Source organism: Methanomicrobium sp., from assembly GCF_055145805.1.
In genome coordinates this window covers 18,377-35,352 of record NZ_JBSREC010000099.1, presented here as the reverse complement: position 1 = coordinate 35,352, position 16,976 = coordinate 18,377, and the positions used below count along the sequence as shown (strand labels likewise).

Genomic DNA, 16,976 nt, shown 5'->3' with positions numbered 1-16,976 from the left:
TTGAGCGAACTTTCGCCATCATACTTCGGCCTTACAAAGTGGTCTTTCGCCACATATAAACCTTGTTAATTCAGGACCGTTTTTGGTCTGCTGATCACCCTGACCCTTTGTGAAATCAGGTAAAACATGCGTTTTTTGAGGATATTTTTTCATCCGCGCAAAACAGGGTAGAAATGCAATGGAAACTAAACGATTAATTCAGGAATTTGCAGCTGTTTTCTCTTCATCAAAAGCCTCAGGAGACCAGCCCGAGATAATTATCTCGCCAAAAAACTCATCCTGCATGAGTATCACCTTTCCTTCAAGCATAAGAAATAAAAGAGGAAGATAAACAGAACGCAGATCTCTTCCGGTCTCCTTACACATCCCGGTCAGTGTAACCTCACCATCCCTCTCTGCAATAGTTTCATAGCAGGAGTATACCGAGCTGACATCATCAGAAAAATCCTCCTCATGGGCGACGCCCACAACATCATCTGCCTCAAAAAATATCACAGGTTTTAAGTCTGTTCTCCTCTGACGGCGGCGGAACATCTTCTCGGCAGTCTTAAGCTCTTTTATAAGCTCATAAAGAGTTACAGGACGCTTCCTGTGATCCTTTCTTTTTATACGCCTCTGAATTTCTCTCTCAAGCCGATCAATAGGCTCTGCAAACTCCCCGAATGAATACTCATCATCACCAAAGAGAGAGTCATCCTCATAATAATCACCTTCAGTCTCCGGAGGAAATTCGGGCTCATCAAGATACTCGGACTTCATTCTCAGAAGAGTGGAAGCAAAAAACAGGGTTCTTCCGGATATTCTCAGATCAAGTTTCTGTATCCTGTCAAGTTCGGACAGAAAACGGTCTGTCACCTCAACAATATCAATATTCCATGGATCAATCTCGCCGGATTCTGCAAGCCTTACAAGAATTTCAACAGGTTCTTCATCCATTGATCTTTACACCGGTGACATATGTCGATTTGTCAGGCCGTATCGTAACACCGATTATCCGGTCCGAGCGTTCGATAGTAGGACTTCTCAGAGAGACACATATAGTCTGGGCATTTGCGGAAAGTTCACTTATCATCGAGGAGACCCTCTCAACATTTGAACCGTCAAGCATCATATCAACCTCATCCAGTGCATAAAAAGGTGCAGGCATGTACTGCTGAATGGAGAATATGAATGCAAGTGTTGTAAGTGACTTTTCACCGCCCGAAAGAGACGACAACAGATGGACCTTCTTGTCACGGGGCTGTACCGCAAAAGTCATGCCCCCCGCAAAAGGATCTTCATCATTATCAAGAACAAGTCGCCCGTTACCCTCGGTAAGTCTTGCAAAGATAGTCTTGAAATTGGCATCTATTGCCCTGAAGGCTTCCATAAAGGCATCATACTTCATCTTTTCATAATGCTCAATGCGCTCAATAAGAGTCGCCCTCTCCTTTGAAAGAACATCTTTTTTTGCCGTCCGGTCAACAACCCTCTCGTTTGTCTTCTCGTATTCTTCTATTGCAAGCATATTGACGGCGCCCATCTTTTTAATCTCCCTCTCGGATTTTTCTATACCGCCTTCTATCTCAGACATCGACATATCAGTCGTTGTATCCCCGGCCTCTTCCCTAAGCGGCCCTATCCGGCTGATCAACTCCTCTTTTCTCTCAGCAAGAGAATGTATTGAAAGCCTGACCCGATCACCCTCACCATCTATCTCAATTATATGTTTTTCCTCATCGAGGATATCCTGATTTACGTGATCGCGCTTCTTCTGAAGTTCATTTAATTCTTCAGAGAAGCTGATACGCTTCTTTTCAAGTTCTTTAATCTGCCCTTCATTTTCAGCAATGAGATTCTGCGACCCGGATATTTCTTCTTCAGACTCCTTTATCTCAGACTCCGTCTTCTCCCGATCAGATTTCATCTCCTCAAGACGTTTTTTGTAGTGTGTTCTCTCTCTCTGACTGTCTTCGATATCGTAATCCTTATTTTTCAGCCTGCGTTCATCATCCTCAGTCTTTTTTCGCAAAATTTCATACTGCTCGGAAAGTTCAGGAATTCCCGTGTCGGCAAGTTCCTTTTTGAGTTTCTCGGATTCGGCATTAATGACTGATATCTCATCCCCGATAGCATTCAGAGCCTCCTCCAAAACAGCAAGCTTCTCAGCGCCGGATTTAACCTCATCCGCTATCTCTCCGCGGCGAAGAACAATTGCAGACTTCTCCTCTAAAAGCTCATTTAAGCGGCGGGTGTTCTCCTCCAGAAGGTATCCGTAACGGGAGATCTGATCAACAATTTCAGTTCTGCGCCCTCTTTTCTCTTCCCCTTCAGAGGAATAGCGCAAAACCGCATCAGAAATAACCGACTCCTCCTGCATCATATCAGATATGGAAAGCCGGATTCTTTCAATCTCATCATCGGCCGAGACACCAAACCCTGCACTCTTTTTATTGACAGAACCTCCGGTCATTGCACCGGCTTTTTCCACAAGATCTCCTGACAATGTGACCATTCTGTACTGGCCCATCATACTTCTTGCAGTTTCAAGGTCTTTTACAACAGCAGTACTGCCAAAGATATACCTGAATACAACATCATAGAGTGGATCATAATCCAGCAGATTTACTGCATAGTCGATCACTTTTTTATTATTCAAAGGAGGCGCATCATGTGCTCTTAATTTATTTAAAGGAAGGAATGTGACCCTCCCAAGTCTGTTTTCCTTAAGATAGCGTATGGCATCGGAAGCAACTTTATCACTTTCACAGACCACATTTCTGATTCTCCCGCCCGCTGCAACGTCAAGAGCTGTTGCATACTCGGAAGGGGCTTTTCCAAGCTGGCCGACAGTCCCATAAATACCATCCATACCCAGAAGAGCACTCATCTCCCGGCCGCCCGGAACACCGGATGCATGCTGCTGGGCTTCAAGGCGCATCAAATCCCTCTCCTTTGCCTTAATATCGCTTTTTATCTTTTCAAGAGCAGAGCGGTTTTCAAATAACCTTCCTTCAGTCTTTGAAAGTTCGGATTCAATCACAGCCTTTTCAGCAGTGAGGGATTCGACAAGCTTTTTGTGCTCCTCTATTTGTCCTGATTTTTCATCAGCCTCTGTTTCAATCAGACCAACTCTTGAATCCAGACGCTCCTTCTCCTCCGTGCGCATGCGGCTTTTTTCAATCAGAAGATCCTGATCACGAAGAATATCTGATCTCTTTGTTTTTTTCTCCTCAAGTGCATTGATAAGAGAAAAAAGTCTTTCTTTGGAACCTTCAACAGCACTGCTCTTCTCATCGAGAACTGTTTTTACATTCTCCATTCCGGCACGACCCGCTGAAAGTTCCATATTTAAATTGGAGCGATCTATTGAAAGATCGCGGATCTTTTCGGTGAGCTCCTGTACCATGGACTCTGCACGTTTGGAGTCCATGAAAATCTTCTGGATTGCTTCTTTTTTTATCTCGCGGCTGCGTGAAAGCTGTTCAATTTTCTGGTTTGCAAAACTGATTCTTCCACGGGATTCTTCAATTTCTGCAAGAAGTGCAAGATATTCCGTCCCGCTCTTCTCATTTATCTCCAGGTCAAGAGAGGAAACTTTCTCCTTTAATGCAGAGATCTTACCCTCAGCTTCCCTGCGGTTTGAGGAGATAATCTCTATTTTTTTAGTCTGCTCATCTTCAAGAGAGTCAAGCGCAGAGATCTCACGCTCGCATTCCATTAAACGGGCGGCAGAAAGACAGCTTTTATAGTATTCAATTTTTTTCTGAATTTCCATGTACTTAACGGCCTGCTCCCTCTCTGTTTCAAGCTCCAGCAGGCGTTTTTCCAGTTCGGCAAGTAAAAGCTCTTCTCTTTCAATCCTTTCCCTTACAACCTCAAGTTCGGATAAGGACTGCTCTTTTTTCTTATCGAATTCAGCAACACCGGCTATTTCATCAATGATCTTTCGCCTTTCAGTATCACTCATCTCAGTAATGCGGGTAATATCACCCTGCATCACAACGTTATAACCCTCAGACTTAATCCCGATTTTTGCAAGAAAATCAACAATATCGCCCTGTTTGCAGACCCGGTCGTTGATATAATTGTAGCTGTAATATCCGTGCGGCGTTCTTTTTATCCTGCGCCGGATTTTGGTTCCGTCAGAAAAGGCAATTGATACTTCGGCAGTATTCTTGTTGCTGTTTAAATTCAGGAGATCTGTTAACTTCTCAGCCCTGAGGCCACGTGCACTTGAAAGTGCAAGACAAAATAAAATACTGTCTATAATATTACTTTTTCCCGAACCATTAGGTCCGGAAACTACTGTAAAACCTTCATAAAATGGAATTTTCGTCTTTTTTCCAAAAGACTTGAAATTATCAATTTCCAGTTCGGTTATATACAATTGCCCAAAAACCCCTGAAAATTTAAATTATTTTCTCCTTCTCTTTATCTCAATGGTGTCATCATCATCATCTGCATAAATTAACGGCTTTCTGTCAATAGGATCACGCTCTCCGGGACGGCGCGTTTTTCCATTTCCTGCCATTCGCCCTGTCCTGTGGTCTGCAACAATCATATCATCTCCTGCTTTGACCTCGCGCTTGATTGTACCGTCCGGCTGCATTATCGGAATCTCCTCAGGCAGCCCCTCTTTTGTATCTTCCTTTAAGGCTGAACGGACTTTTTCAGCAGATTTTCTCTCAGCAACAACCTTTGGCGACTCGACCACAGGATAATTCTTTGATTTAACTTCTTCTCTTCTGAATAAAGGCCCGTCATCTGTAAATTTTGAGAATTTCTGAACACATGCCTTGAGATCCAACACCTCGGCAGTTAAACCCCTTACAAGGCCGGAAATCTCTTTTAAATCCCTCTCTAATGCAATAATCCGGTCTTCACTGACAGGATTGCTGTTATTATATTCGTGAATGCTGTCTCTTAACATCTGAATCTCCCTCTCTTTCTCTTCCATTATATGTTCAAGATCTCTTATTTTCGCACCACTGTCTTCAATATCCATGTAAGATTCCCCAGATATATGAAAAGTATTCTTTCAGGTTTAATAATATTCTTATGTAGAATGAATAAGATTTCTATGTGAAATGCGCTTTTTACAGATATTTCCTTTTCCCTTAGTCAAAAAAAGAGCTATATATTCTATAAATTAAGAGTAACTGCCGAAACACTATAATCACCATAAAACCAACACTTTTGCATATGTCTAATCTGGCCGAATCTGACCCAGAAGTCTACGATATAATAGAGATGGAGCGCCTCCGCCAGGTAAACGGGCTGGAGCTCATAGCATCTGAAAATGTAGTAAGTAAAGCAGTTCTGGAAGCTGTTGGCTCAATAATGACCAACAAATATGCAGAAGGATATCCCGGCAAAAGATATTACGGCGGATGCGAATTCCACGATATGGTCGAAAATCTTGCACGCGACCGCCTCTGTAAACTTTTCGGTGCTGAACATGCGAATGTTCAGGCAGTATCCGGAAGTCAGGCAAACCAGGCTGTCTACTTTGCAACAATGCAGCACAATGACAAGATGATGAGCCAGGATCTCTCTCAGGGAGGCCACTTATCGCACGGCTCACCTGTCAATATCACAGGAAAGTGGTATTCTGTAGCACACTATGGTGTGGATTCAGAGACCGAGATGCTTGACTATGCACAGATTGCAGATCAGGCAAGAAAAGAAAAGCCAAAGATGATTGTCTGTGGTGCAAGCGCATATCCAAGAACCATTGATTTCAAAGCATTCGCAGAGATTGCAGAAGAAGTCGGCGCATACTGCACAGCAGATATCGCACACATTGCAGGCCTTGTTGCGGCAGGAGAGCATCCTACCTCTGTCGGAGTTGTTGATTTCACAACAACAACCACACACAAGACACTCCGCGGACCCCGCGGCGGTGCAATCATGTGCTCTGAAGAGAATGCAAAAATGATCGACAAGTCCGTATTTCCGGGAATGCAGGGGGGACCCCTTATGCACGTAATTGCAGGAAAGGCAGTCTGCTTTAAAGAGGCTCTCACCCCGTCCTTTAAGGTATACGCAAAACAGATCATCAAAAATTCACAGGCTATGGCAAAAGTTCTCACCGAAGAAGGTCTTGACCTTGTATCCGGCGGCACAGACAACCACCTCATACTTCTTGACTTAACAAACCTGAGTTTAAACGGTGGAGAGCACCTGACAGGTCTTGATGCAGAAAACTGCCTCGGAGAAGCAGGAATCACTGTAAACAAGAATACAATTCCACGCGAAAAATTAAGTCCGTTTGTAACATCCGGTCTTCGTATAGGAACACCTGCCGTCACATCCCGCGGAATGACAGAAAAAGACATGGAACAGATCGGTTACTGGATTGCAAGAGTCTTAAAAGACGTATGCAGAAACAAGAGTTCAAAGACAGAGATTGCACAGGTCAAACAGGAAGTAACCGAATTCGCTAAAAAATTCCCGCTTTACCCTGAAGTGTCATGATACTTAACGGAAAAGAGATATCAGAAAAGATTATAGCGTCCTTAAAGGAGGAGATTTCAGCCTCAGGCTTAAATCCCTGCCTTGCAACCGTAATCGTGGGAGAAGATCCTGCATCACAGATGTATGTCAGGATGAAACACAAAGCATGCGACCAGGTCGGGATAAAATCCGCAGGCGTTGTTCTCTCAACTGACTCAACAACAGAAGAGGTTCTGGCAGAAGTAACAAAGCTAAACTCTGACCGGAATGTCCACGGCATCCTTGTACAGCTCCCTCTCCCAAAACATATTGATACTGAAGCAGTAATTGAGGCAGTGTCACCAAAAAAGGATGTGGACGGATTTCACCCCTATAATATCGGACAGCTTTTTTCAGGAAGACCGGAATTTGTGCCATGCACACCGGGCGGGATTATGACACTCTTTAAAGAGTACGGAATCGAACTCTCCGGTAAAAAAGCGGTTGTTGTCGGAAGGTCAGTTGATGTCGGAAGACCTATGGCTGCACTCCTAATAAACGCAGATGCAACTGTTACAGTCTGCCATTCAAGGACAAAAGATCTCGAAAATGAGATGAAATCCGCTGATATTTTAATCAGTGCAATTGGAAAGGCAAAATTTGTCACAGTAGATATGGTAAAGCCGGGCGCTGTTGTAATAGACGTTGGAATAAACATGGATGAGACAGGCAAACTTTGCGGCGATGTTGAATTTGAATCAGTTGCTGAGAAGGCATCCGCAATTACTCCTGTTCCCGGAGGAGTAGGCCCAATGACTATTGCAACGCTTATGGAAAATACCCTTAAGTCAGCAAAGATGCATGCAAACCTGTAGAATAAAAAATATTAAAATCGGAGGCAGTGAGCCCGTAAAAATAATGGGTGTCATCAACTGCAGTCCTGAATCTTTTTTTTCAAAATCATATACCCCGCCTGAAAAAACCTTTGAAAAAGCCTGCGAGCTTCTTGATTCAGGTGCAGATATTATTGATATTGGTGCACGAAGCACAGCACCCGATTCACCACGCATAACCATTTCAGAAGAGAGAGAAAGGCTGAGTATAACACTTAAGCAATTTTCCGGAAGCGGCATTGTGGTATCTGTTGATACAATGTATCCGGAGGTTCTCTCGGCATGCCTCAGATACGATATTCACTTAATCAACGACATTCATGGTCTTGCAAACGAAGAGTTCGCAAAAGTTGCAGGAGATTCAGGTCTTCCGGCAGTACTTATGGCAGCAAAAAAAATACCGGGAGATCCGGTGGGTTTTGACTCAACTTATGAATCACTTAAAGTTGTCATGCAGAGAGCAGAAAAAGTTGGTATCTCTGATTATATCCTGGACCCTGCAATCGGAAGATGGACCCAGATGAGAACATCTGAAAACGACTGGGAGCTTTGCAGAAGATTTTCGGAATTTTTGGATTTAGAGAGACCTCTGATTGCGGCAGTGTCAAGAAAGACCTTCATTGGAGAATTGTTAGACGCCCCGCCGGAGGCAAGACTCACAGGCACTCTTGCTGTCACCTATAAACTCTTAAAACAGGGTGCATCAGTAATAAGAGCCCATGATGTTTCAGATACAAAAGATTTAATCAGAGTATTTGATAAATTAAACAGATAATAATGACCAGCTCTTTTCAGGTTTTTGGGATTAAAACAAAGATACTCGTACCGGGCGATGATATGGCCGAAATAATTATTTCGGAATCAGCACAGGCAGATGGTCTGTTAGACGGCGATATCATCGTAATAGCCGAAAGCGCACTTGCCACAACCGAAGGTGCGATTGTAAAACTCTCTGAAGTAACACCTTCTGATAAAGCATATGAGTTAGGAAAACGTTACGAAATCAGCCCGGAACTTGCTGAGGTTGTAATATCCGAGAGTGATTCCGTCACAGGAGGCATTCCGGGATTTCTTCTCTGTATGAAAAACGGCACCCTTCTTCCAAACGCAGGAATAGATGACTCAAATGCACCTAAAGGATGTGTTGTAAAACTGCCCGATGATCCTGACAGAAGCGCAAAAGAGATTCATGACAAAATTCTTGAGAAAACAGGGAAAGAGACAGGGGTCCTTGTTATTGATTCACGAACTCATGCAATGCGTCTTGGCTGTTCGGGCGTTGCAATAGGATGCTACGGAATCTGTGCAATTACAGATGAAAGAGGTAAAAAAGATCTATTCGGGCACGAGCTAGAGGTAACAAGGCTTGCTGTCGGGGATAATATTGCATCCGCTGCAGAGCTTATGATGGGAGAATCAGATGAAAGCACACCTGTTGCAATAGTCAGAGGCCTTGAAAAGTATCTCTCAAAGGAAAACTTTGGAGTAGGCTCAATAGAGCCTTCAGAGTGTCTCTTTATGGGGGTTGCGATGAACACCAACCCTGCCTTTTTCAATAGAGACTGAGATACCCAGACTCTCAAGATATTTTTTGCTTTTCCCTTTTCCAAAAAGCAGGACCTCAACCAGATCCTCTCTCTCATCAATATCGGTTGAAAGAAGAAATGAGTCGATTACATCGACAGAAAGACTGTTTTTATCTGCAATATTCATGTGATCAAGAAAACTTGCACCATAAAAATCAACTGAGAACTTCCCCGGGTCTTTTACAAAAATTGAGTTTGTCCCGCCGCCGCGTCCGGGCACAATAGCACAGTCCTTATCCGTTGATATTAGTCTTTTTACCGACTCTTTGGTTAAAAGCGGAATATCTGACATAATTATCAGAACAGGCCCGCATGCAGATTTCAGATAATCATTCAGAGCCTCATTTAACCCGAGCTCCTTTACAACCGTTTTTGCGCCGGGTACATCATATTCACAGGTTGAGAGAAGGGTTGTTTCACATCCCGCACCGGATATTACTGATATTACATCCTCCAACATAGCAGATGCAAACTCTTCACGCTCTTCCTGGCTGAGAATACATGAAAGTCTGGTTTTGGGATTTGTCGGCCGAAACGGAATGACTGCATTAACCATTGATATCAGGGTTAATCGGTATTGTTCTAAAAAGCATCGGAATTATCCGGAAAATACTTCCGGAATATATTATTTAAAAAAGAACCGGCAGTAGCAGTTGCCGTCTTTTTCTATCTCATCTTTATGATAGATACACGGACAGATGATCTCTTTGTCTTTTTCCTCATCTCCTGAACGGATTCTGCATGGACAGTACTGCTCTCCAAACTTCAGCGTGTTTCTGGCAAGACCACGTATTACAGCATCAAACTGCTTCTCCACATTATTCACTTCCCATCCGTTATCTTTGGCATACTTCTCTGCCCATCTCCGGATATCATCTGAAAGCTCATCCATCTTCTCCGCAGTCTTTTCATCAACAGTCATATTAAACCTCTATTTTTTCCAGTTGCTATTTTGCCTTTTTTTGCCGTTTACTTTGATTCAAGGTATTTTATCATTGAATCAAAAACTTTCTTTCCATCCGATGAACCTAAAACATCCTCTGCTGCCCTTTCCGGATGCGGCATCATAACAAGAACATTGTCGTCTTTTCCTAAAATGCCTGTTATATTATTTGCAGTGCCATTCGGATTTGATTTAAGAGTTACTTCTCCTTTTTCATTGCAGAACCTGAATGCAATCCGGTTTTCATCCTCGAGCTTCTTTAGAACATCAGGGTCTGCGACATACCTGCCCTCCTTATGGGCAATCGGTATCTTCACAACTTCTCCTTTCCTGTAGAGAGATGTAAACGGAGATGTATTATTTTCAACCCTCAGGTATACCTGATCACAGATAAACTTGGGATACTCATTAATTGTAAAAACTCCCGGTACAAGCCCTGCCTCGGCACCGATCTGCGCACCGTTGCATATACCAAGCACAAGACCTCCCTTATCGGCATGCCGGATTACGTCCTTCATCACAGGTGTTCTTGTTGCAATTGCGCCGGCGCGAAGATAATCCCCGTATGAAAAACCGCCCGGAAGAATTATTCCGTCATAATCCCGCTTCAGACCGTCTTTGTACCATACAAGATCTGTATCAACACCGCATACATCAGAAAGGACATGGACTGCGTCGCGGTCGCAATTGCTTCCTCCAAACTGAAGAACAGCAAATCTCATACTTCTTTTACCTCAACAGAATAGCTGTGGATGACCGGATTTGCCAAAAGCCTCTCACACATCTCCTCTGCTTTTTTGGCTGCTTCTGACACATCAGATGCAGAAAGCCCGACATCAAAGACTCTTGCTGTGCTTAAATGCTCAGTCTCAAATCCAAGATTTGAAAGTGCATGCTCAATTGCACGTGCTTCAGGATCTAACATACCGCTCTTTAAACTTATTGTAATTTTAACATCGAATTTCATTTCAGGTGCTCCTTTTTCCAGTTCTCAATCTTATCTACAACTTTTTCGTAAGCGCTCATAACATCGCCCCTGCTAAAGCGGTACACATCCTTGTCAAACGACTCTTTAGTCTCCTTATCCCAAAGACGCATTGAGTCCATACTTATCTCGTCTCCAAGGATTATTTCACCGCCGCATTTTCCAAACTCGATCTTAAAGTCCACAAATATGAGACCAAGTCCGTCAAAGAAATCATAGAGAAGTTTGTTTATTTTTAGTGTAATCTCTTTAACTTCCCTTAACTCTTCAGGTGTCAGAAAGCCCAGTGCCACAATTAAATCGTCGTTTACAGACGGATCTCCCTTCTCATCATTCTTGTAGTCAGTTACAATTACAGGCGGATTTAATATCTGACCTTCTTTAAAAGGCAGCTTCTTAGCAATGGAACCTGCAACAACATTGCGCGCGATTACTTCAAGGGGAATCATCTGAAGTTTTTTGACAACCATTGTGCGCTCATCAAGCATTCTCAAAAAATGCGTCTTAACACCATTTTTCTCAAGGTAATCAAAGAAAAAAGCAGATACTGTCGCATTACAGACACCCTTGCCTGAAAACTGATCCTTTTTTTCGCCGTTAAAAGCTGTCATATCATCCCTGAACAGAGATATGAGTTCTTTTTCATTCCCTGATTTATAGATGGATTTTGCCTTTCCTTCGTATAGGAGTTCTCCTAATTCCATAGTTTTGTCACAACCCCGAAATAGTAGTTTATTATTTGTCACTTCTATTGTGAATATCTTTGTTTAGTCTCTCAATAAGTTTGGACAGTCCCGGGGGGTACCATCCTTTGTCAATGTACTTCTGGTATATGCAAAGCCTCTCTTTTAATGCTCTTTTACCGGCCAGTAACTTTAATTCATCGAATGCAGGCCACGGGTGTTCAGGATTTACATAATCTATCGTAACCGGAGATACGCCGCCGAGATCATCAACGCCGCAGTCGATTAAAACAGAGGCATCAGTAAGGTTGGGAGGTATCTGAATGCTGATGTCATCAGAGAGAATCTCCCCTGCAAGTTTTATTGTATCACAGATCTCCTCAGTGGACGGCACAGGCCACTTCTCCATTGCCGTACCGGGCTTTGGACAGAAGTTTTGGATTATTATCTCCTGAATGTGGCCATACCTCCTGTGAAGACCGTCTATTACCTCCAAAGACTCCTCCCGATCAGACATATCCTCTCCGATTCCGAGCAGAAGTCCTGTTGTGAAAGGGATATGCAGCTTTCCTGCATCCTCCATCATACTGATTCTGACCTCCGGCTTTTTTCCGGGACTGTTTTTATGTGCAGGAATATCCTTTGTTGTCTCAAGCATAAGGCCCATACTTGCATTGACCTCTTTTAGCCATTCAAGCTCATTATAGTCCAGAATACCTGCATTTGTATGCGGCAGAAGTCCGGCATCAATTGCTTTTTGAGACATAGAAAAGCAGTAATCAAGAACAGTGTCATATCCGGTTTTTCTGATCTGTTTCAAAAATCCCGGCTCAAGTTCAGGCCTTTCGCCAAAAGTAAAAAGAGCTTCCGTGCACCCGAAAGCTGCCCCTTTTACAAGAGTGTTTATGACATCCTTTTCTTTCATAATACACCCGTCTCTTACAGGCTCTTTGAAAGTGCAGTATGCACAGCGGTTATGGCATACATCTGTAAGCGGCAGAAAAACATTGCGTGAATATGTTAAATCACTGCTTTGCATAAGAGTAATTTGTCTTTTAGTCGTATTCAACCAATCGGAAAATAATAAAAAACAGATGTTTTTAAATGTAAAATTCAGGGATTTAAAACCACTGTTCAAGAGTTTTCTGTCCCAGTCCCCTGTTTATTTTTTCAATTGAAGGTTCTATTCTCCCTCTTGAAAACTCATATTTCCCGCATAAAAATTCAAGAATGCCGTCTGTATCCACAGGATTCCATTTTAAGTCATATTCAGATGTATACGGCGGCTCTAAGAAAAACTTCTTTACAGGCAAAGGGTCAAATTCCGGCATCTTCTCAGAGAGATACTCCTCAAAACGTCCGGAGGATACAATTTTAAGAGCCGTCTTTGCACCAACCCCGCGAATACCCTCATTAAAGTCTGTGCCAATAAGAATTCCCATCTCAATCAGATTTTCGCGTGTTACTCCAAGACCTGCGAGAACTTCTGACAGAATTATCTTTTCAGGACTGACAGTTATTGTTCTTCCCCGAACCTTTCTTTTACGGCTCACTGTCATGTTTCTGACAAGCTTTGGCGCACCGAATAAAAGTGAATCATAATCCTGTGATACAGAATATTTTACATCCCCCCTCGCAGCCATAACAGCTGCCTGCGCCTCACCTTCGCTTGGTGCGTCCAGAAACGGTATTCCCATAAGTGAAAGCAGCTCCTTTGAGCTTTCAATTATCCCGGAGTCCACCCTTGTAGCCGTTCGGGCCTGACGAAATGCCTCTTTCGTATCGCCGACAATAACCGCATCTTTGTATGCCTCCTCAGCCTTCTTTTTTATATCCCTTCTGGCCTGAATAGTATCAGATTTAAATTCCGGAGGCTTTCCGTCGAATATAAAAACAGGACGCATCCCGTTTTCAAGAAAATTGGACACCCTGAAAAACAGCCCCGAAATATGCGAAGTTACCCTCCCCTGACTGTCCATTAAAGGTGTTCCGTCAGGCTGTCTTATTGTCGTTAAAAACTGGTAAAGTGCATTATTGCCGTCAACTGCCGAGTTTCCCGAAAGCTCATCCCAGTTGACGGGGGTTTTGTAGTCTGTTAAAATATCCCTAAAAGCGACTCCCATAAGTATCAACTACCGGTATTGCCCAAAAAAATAGGTATTATGATTTAAAAGTTCCTTTCATCTGTAAACACGGCGTGAAAGTGAATCTATCACATTATCAACATCTTCTGACATTGAATCGCATCTTTGATTGACTTTTTTTGAGACTTCTTCAAGATTAATTCTCATCGTCCTCTCCCGGGAGATAATGCTTTTTTCAAGGTTCTTTATCTTCTTGCATAAGGAGAGTATAAGACCGGCAAGGGATATCATCATAAGACCGGTAGAAACAGCAACTATCCAGTCCTGCCACAGCCTCACCACCATTGCAAGAGTGGATATGACAAGAATAACTGCAAGGATTATGTCTTTTGTATTGTCGGAATCATCCATACTTTTAGATGCATACAGACTCCTTATTAATCTAACTATATACTTACAGCACTAATACACAGAATATACACCCTTTTCTCTCCTTTTATACATCGTATATTTATATGAATCAAAAAAGACACCTAAAATAAGATTAAGTGGCAGTTTTTTTCTGCCTGAGGAGAACTTATGAAAATCAATGAACTTATGCCCTTTATTGCAATGGGAGTAATGCTTGTAATCGTCCAGATTCTTGCAATACTTCTCTCACCTGTGATGAACGAGGCAGGATATTCCGCTTTTGAAGATCCAAAGGCGTTAGAGAATACAATATACTTTATAGCAATTCTTCTGGCATTTACAGCGGCAATGCTTGTTCTGATAAAAATCAAAGGGAAAAAACTGATCAGCTGGATAATCGGAGGTTCAATCTTCCTTGTTTTTGTATATATCTTTGCAGCAGTGCTGGGAAAACTGACTGGAGATACAATAGCCGCATCCGTACTTGCACTGCTACTGTCTGTCGGAGCGACGGTCCTGCTCTACAAATATCCCGAATGGTATGTAATTGATGTTTTGGGAATTTTGATATGCGCAGGCTCGGCATCAATATTCGGAATATCTTTTGAAATATTCCCGGTTATCATCCTTCTTGCACTACTTGCTGTGTATGATGCAATATCAGTATACAAAACAAAACACATGCTGGCCCTTGCGGACGGAGTGATAGAAACAAAAGCCCCGATTCTGGTTGTAATTCCAAAGAACATGAAATATTCCTACATAAAAGAAGGAATTTCACTTAAAAAAGATAAGAGTGAAAGAGGGGCATTTATGATGGGAATGGGGGATCTAATCATGCCTTCCATTCTTGTGGTCTCATCCTATGTCTATCTTGATGCACCACTTCTTCCTGTTGGAATCAGTCTGCCTACATTAACGGCAATCATCGGTTCTCTTGCAGGCCTTTCTCTTCTTTTGTATTTTGTAGTAAAGGGAAACCCGCAGGCGGGTCTGCCGACATTAAACGGCGGAACTATTCTGGGATTTCTAGCTGGTTGCGCGCTATCAGGTTCTTGGGGCTGGCTTCTAAATATTTTCTGAGCATTAAGACAACCTCATCCACCCCTTCTTCAGATGTTGTTGACATATTCAGATATCCGGGGAGTTTTTTCATATCTGATTTATTTACGACAACTTCAAAAGGAACACCCCGTGTCGCATTTTTAATATTTTCCATCAGCTGCATCTGGGATTCAAGAGAGTATCCGCATGCCTCGCTCGCATCAATCATGAAAAGGATCATGTCGGCAACATTTGTTATTGCTGAAATGGCCTGACATTCGATAACATTTCTCTCCTCCACAGGTCTGTCAAGTATACCGGGAGTATCAACAACCTGAATTCTGTCGCGCCCCACCTCATGGTGGCCCACTAAAATTCCTTTGGTTGTAAATGCATACCCCGCAACCTCGGATGTCGCAGAGGATATGAGATTTATGAATGAGGATTTTCCCACATTGGGATAACCTGAAACAACGACTGTAAACTCCTCCTCACTTACATCAGGAAGCTTTCTTAAGACATTTCGAACTGTGTTTAAGTACTTTAAATCCTTGTCCACCTGGTGAACTATGGATGCAATTCTGGCCGTAGCCTGCTTTCTAAGAGCATTTGTATCCTCAGACCCTCTCATGCTACGTGCATATTCTGTGCCCACCTTTCGGGACGTTTCCGCTGCCCACTGAAGTGCACCGAGTGACTTACGTATCTTATCCACACTAAAGAGCAGATTTGTAATATCAATATAAAACGGCGAAAGCTGGTCAAAACTCGGATACCTCTGAACGGAGTCCATCAGTTTGTCATATACAGAACTGTATATCGCCCTGATGAATTCCTCATTGGCGCGATCTTTATTACTCTTCTCTTTTTTTAACGCTGCTGCGCGTCTCAACGACCGGTCAAGTATCTCATCGGCGGTCGGAATAGTTGGTATATTTTCAAATTCCACAAGAAACCCGAATAGTATATATGTATAACATAATGAATTATCCTTATGGAATTGTCCCTCATCCAGAAGGATATTTTAATTACATTGATCACCCTCTACCACCAGAAGTCATCCGCAATCAAAGGTGAGGGAATTGCGGAAGTCCTGAAAAGAAACCCGGGAACTGTCAGAAACCAGATGCAGGCATTAAAAGCTCTCGAACTTGTTGAAGGCGTTCCGGGACCAAAAGGCGGGTATACGCCCACATCCGCGGCATATAAAGAGCTCAACCTCACTGACTATGACAAGGAATACACAGTCCCTATTCAGAGAAACGGGGAACATTTAACAAGTGTCAATGTCGCAGAGATAGATTTTACTACCCTTTGCCACCCGGATCTTTGCCATGCGGTGATAAAACTCATAGGAAGCGTAAAGTCATTTGACATAGGCGATGAGGTAACAATTGGGCCGTCTCCTGTCAACAGACTTCTTGTAAAAGGTGAAATCTACGGAAAAGATGAGGTTTCACAGTCACTTCTTATCACAATCTCCGAGATAATCTCCCTTCCAAAGAAGCAGATAAGATACTACATGAGCTCACCTGTATTCACACTGGAAAAAGGGGATACATTCAAAGACGCTATACGTCTTTTCAGCAAAAAGAAAATTCACGGAGTGCCTGTTATGGACAAAGACCGTATGGTCGGAATTATTACACTGAGTGATGTTGCAAGAGGAATAGACAAAGAAAATTCCCTAAACGGAACTGTTGAAAAATACATGACAACCGATGTCGTAATGGTCTCCCCGAAAGTGAATCTCTATGAGGTTATCGGGCGCTTTAAGGAGCAGAATATCGGACGGGTGATTATAATGGAGGATGACACTCCTGTGGGGATTGTGACGCAGTCGGATGTTATTAAGGTGTTTCCCGCCATTTGAAAGGAATTAAACTCCTTTCATAACCTGACATCAAAATTAAAGATTTATTATATCCCC

General features: G+C 42.8%; 18 protein-coding genes. 6 read left to right on the top strand and 12 right to left on the bottom strand.

Annotated elements, in window-relative coordinates; translation table 11 throughout:
* Window positions 1–198: 198 nt before the first annotated feature.
* The 3 genes from ACTB1O_RS09220 to ACTB1O_RS09210 are packed head-to-tail and all read right to left on the bottom strand — an operon-like array spanning window position 199 to window position 4,987.
* A complete protein-coding gene (locus ACTB1O_RS09220) occupies window positions 199–936 on the bottom strand; it encodes a segregation/condensation protein A (RefSeq protein WP_462994843.1) in 738 nt (245 codons plus the stop codon).
* Window positions 929–4,369 (bottom strand): chromosome segregation protein SMC, encoded by a 3,441-nt coding sequence (gene smc, locus ACTB1O_RS09215; RefSeq protein WP_462994842.1) that lies wholly within the window; start codon window positions 4,367–4,369, stop codon window positions 929–931. Before smc ends, ACTB1O_RS09220 begins: the two co-directional genes overlap by 8 nt.
* A gap of 27 nt (window positions 4,370–4,396) precedes the next feature.
* Window positions 4,397–4,987: a hypothetical protein gene (locus tag ACTB1O_RS09210; RefSeq protein ID WP_462994841.1), complete on the bottom strand. Its 591-nt coding sequence runs from the start codon at window positions 4,985–4,987 to the stop codon at window positions 4,397–4,399.
* Between the two features lie 197 nt (window positions 4,988–5,184).
* Between ACTB1O_RS09210 and glyA the strand changes: the two genes are divergently transcribed.
* The 4 genes from glyA to cofE are packed head-to-tail and all read left to right on the top strand — an operon-like array spanning window position 5,185 to window position 8,876.
* Window positions 5,185–6,459 carry a serine hydroxymethyltransferase gene (gene glyA / locus ACTB1O_RS09205; RefSeq protein WP_462994840.1) on the top strand — a complete coding sequence of 425 codons (1,275 nt, stop codon included), beginning with the start codon at window positions 5,185–5,187 and terminating at the stop codon, window positions 6,457–6,459.
* Window positions 6,456–7,292, top strand: coding sequence for a bifunctional methylenetetrahydrofolate dehydrogenase/methenyltetrahydrofolate cyclohydrolase FolD (gene folD / locus ACTB1O_RS09200; protein WP_462994839.1), 837 nt, complete (start codon window positions 6,456–6,458; stop codon window positions 7,290–7,292). The genes glyA and folD overlap by 4 nt, the downstream gene beginning before the upstream one ends.
* Entirely contained in the window at window positions 7,279–8,085 is an 807-nt protein-coding gene (gene folP, locus ACTB1O_RS09195; RefSeq protein ID WP_462994838.1) for a dihydropteroate synthase, read from the top strand. Before folD ends, folP begins: the two co-directional genes overlap by 14 nt.
* A gap of 2 nt (window positions 8,086–8,087) precedes the next feature.
* The gene (gene cofE, locus ACTB1O_RS09190; protein WP_462994837.1) at window positions 8,088–8,876 is read left to right on the top strand and encodes a coenzyme F420-0:L-glutamate ligase; all 789 of its coding nucleotides are present in this window, start codon (window positions 8,088–8,090) and stop codon (window positions 8,874–8,876) included.
* Here the strand turns inward: cofE and cofC are convergent.
* From cofC to ACTB1O_RS09150, 8 genes are all read right to left on the bottom strand, one after another.
* A complete protein-coding gene (gene cofC, locus ACTB1O_RS09185) occupies window positions 8,814–9,452 on the bottom strand; it encodes a 2-phospho-L-lactate guanylyltransferase (RefSeq protein WP_462994836.1) in 639 nt (212 codons plus the stop codon). The genes cofE and cofC overlap by 63 nt on opposite strands.
* 69 nt (window positions 9,453–9,521) lie before the next feature.
* Window positions 9,522–9,818, bottom strand: a complete 297-nt coding sequence (locus ACTB1O_RS09180) for a ferredoxin-thioredoxin reductase catalytic domain-containing protein (protein WP_462994835.1) — start codon at window positions 9,816–9,818, stop codon at window positions 9,522–9,524.
* Between the two features lie 47 nt (window positions 9,819–9,865).
* Entirely contained in the window at window positions 9,866–10,561 is a 696-nt protein-coding gene (gene purQ / locus ACTB1O_RS09175) for a phosphoribosylformylglycinamidine synthase I (RefSeq protein WP_462994834.1), read from the bottom strand.
* Window positions 10,558–10,806: a phosphoribosylformylglycinamidine synthase subunit PurS gene (gene purS, locus ACTB1O_RS09170; RefSeq protein ID WP_462994833.1), complete on the bottom strand. Its 249-nt coding sequence runs from the start codon at window positions 10,804–10,806 to the stop codon at window positions 10,558–10,560. Before purS ends, purQ begins: the two co-directional genes overlap by 4 nt.
* Complete coding sequence (gene purC / locus ACTB1O_RS09165) at window positions 10,803–11,528, bottom strand: phosphoribosylaminoimidazolesuccinocarboxamide synthase (protein ID WP_462994832.1); 726 nt, start codon at window positions 11,526–11,528, stop codon at window positions 10,803–10,805. The genes purS and purC overlap by 4 nt, the downstream gene beginning before the upstream one ends.
* A gap of 31 nt (window positions 11,529–11,559) precedes the next feature.
* Window positions 11,560–12,546, bottom strand: coding sequence for a 7,8-didemethyl-8-hydroxy-5-deazariboflavin synthase subunit CofG (gene cofG, locus ACTB1O_RS09160; RefSeq protein ID WP_462994831.1), 987 nt, complete (start codon window positions 12,544–12,546; stop codon window positions 11,560–11,562).
* Window positions 12,547–12,628: 82 nt separating this feature from the next.
* On the bottom strand, window positions 12,629–13,630 hold the full coding sequence (gene fen, locus ACTB1O_RS09155; protein WP_462994830.1) for a flap endonuclease-1: 1,002 nt from the start codon (window positions 13,628–13,630) through the stop codon (window positions 12,629–12,631).
* A gap of 57 nt (window positions 13,631–13,687) precedes the next feature.
* Window positions 13,688–14,002, bottom strand: coding sequence for a hypothetical protein (locus ACTB1O_RS09150; RefSeq protein WP_462994829.1), 315 nt, complete (start codon window positions 14,000–14,002; stop codon window positions 13,688–13,690).
* Between the two features lie 168 nt (window positions 14,003–14,170).
* Here ACTB1O_RS09150 and ACTB1O_RS09145 point away from each other — a divergent pair, with 168 nt between their 5' ends.
* Window positions 14,171–15,085 (top strand): presenilin family intramembrane aspartyl protease PSH, encoded by a 915-nt coding sequence (locus tag ACTB1O_RS09145; protein WP_462994828.1) that lies wholly within the window; start codon window positions 14,171–14,173, stop codon window positions 15,083–15,085.
* Here the strand turns inward: ACTB1O_RS09145 and ACTB1O_RS09140 are convergent.
* Window positions 15,018–15,995, bottom strand: a complete 978-nt coding sequence (locus tag ACTB1O_RS09140) for an NOG1 family protein (RefSeq protein WP_462994827.1) — start codon at window positions 15,993–15,995, stop codon at window positions 15,018–15,020. The genes ACTB1O_RS09145 and ACTB1O_RS09140 overlap by 68 nt on opposite strands.
* 45 nt (window positions 15,996–16,040) lie before the next feature.
* On the opposite strand from ACTB1O_RS09140, the gene ACTB1O_RS09135 reads away from it, so the two are divergent.
* Complete coding sequence (locus ACTB1O_RS09135) at window positions 16,041–16,919, top strand: CBS domain-containing protein (protein ID WP_462994826.1); 879 nt, start codon at window positions 16,041–16,043, stop codon at window positions 16,917–16,919.
* The last annotated feature ends 57 nt before the right edge of the window (window positions 16,920–16,976 follow it).

Bases quoted from the DNA above. Each gene is read 5' to 3' on its own strand.
- ACTB1O_RS09220 (WP_462994843.1), bottom strand. From the start codon at position 936: ATGGATGAAGAACCTGTTGAAATTCTTGTAAGGCTTGCAGAATCCGGC.
- ACTB1O_RS09210 (WP_462994841.1), bottom strand. From the start codon at position 4,987: ATGGATATTGAAGACAGTGGTGCGAAAATAAGAGATCTTGAACATATA.
- glyA (WP_462994840.1), top strand. From the start codon at position 5,185: ATGTCTAATCTGGCCGAATCTGACCCAGAAGTCTACGATATAATAGAG.
- folD (WP_462994839.1), top strand. From the start codon at position 6,456: ATGATACTTAACGGAAAAGAGATATCAGAAAAGATTATAGCGTCCTTA.
- folP (WP_462994838.1), top strand. From the start codon at position 7,279: ATGCAAACCTGTAGAATAAAAAATATTAAAATCGGAGGCAGTGAGCCC.
- cofE (WP_462994837.1), top strand. From the start codon at position 8,088: ATGACCAGCTCTTTTCAGGTTTTTGGGATTAAAACAAAGATACTCGTA.
- cofC (WP_462994836.1), bottom strand. From the start codon at position 9,452: ATGGTTAATGCAGTCATTCCGTTTCGGCCGACAAATCCCAAAACCAGA.
- ACTB1O_RS09180 (WP_462994835.1), bottom strand. From the start codon at position 9,818: ATGACTGTTGATGAAAAGACTGCGGAGAAGATGGATGAGCTTTCAGAT.
- purQ (WP_462994834.1), bottom strand. From the start codon at position 10,561: ATGAGATTTGCTGTTCTTCAGTTTGGAGGAAGCAATTGCGACCGCGAC.
- purS (WP_462994833.1), bottom strand. From the start codon at position 10,806: ATGAAATTCGATGTTAAAATTACAATAAGTTTAAAGAGCGGTATGTTA.
- purC (WP_462994832.1), bottom strand. From the start codon at position 11,528: ATGGAATTAGGAGAACTCCTATACGAAGGAAAGGCAAAATCCATCTAT.
- cofG (WP_462994831.1), bottom strand. From the start codon at position 12,546: ATGCAAAGCAGTGATTTAACATATTCACGCAATGTTTTTCTGCCGCTT.
- fen (WP_462994830.1), bottom strand. From the start codon at position 13,630: ATGGGAGTCGCTTTTAGGGATATTTTAACAGACTACAAAACCCCCGTC.
- ACTB1O_RS09150 (WP_462994829.1), bottom strand. From the start codon at position 14,002: ATGGATGATTCCGACAATACAAAAGACATAATCCTTGCAGTTATTCTT.
- ACTB1O_RS09145 (WP_462994828.1), top strand. From the start codon at position 14,171: ATGAAAATCAATGAACTTATGCCCTTTATTGCAATGGGAGTAATGCTT.
- ACTB1O_RS09135 (WP_462994826.1), top strand. From the start codon at position 16,041: ATGGAATTGTCCCTCATCCAGAAGGATATTTTAATTACATTGATCACC.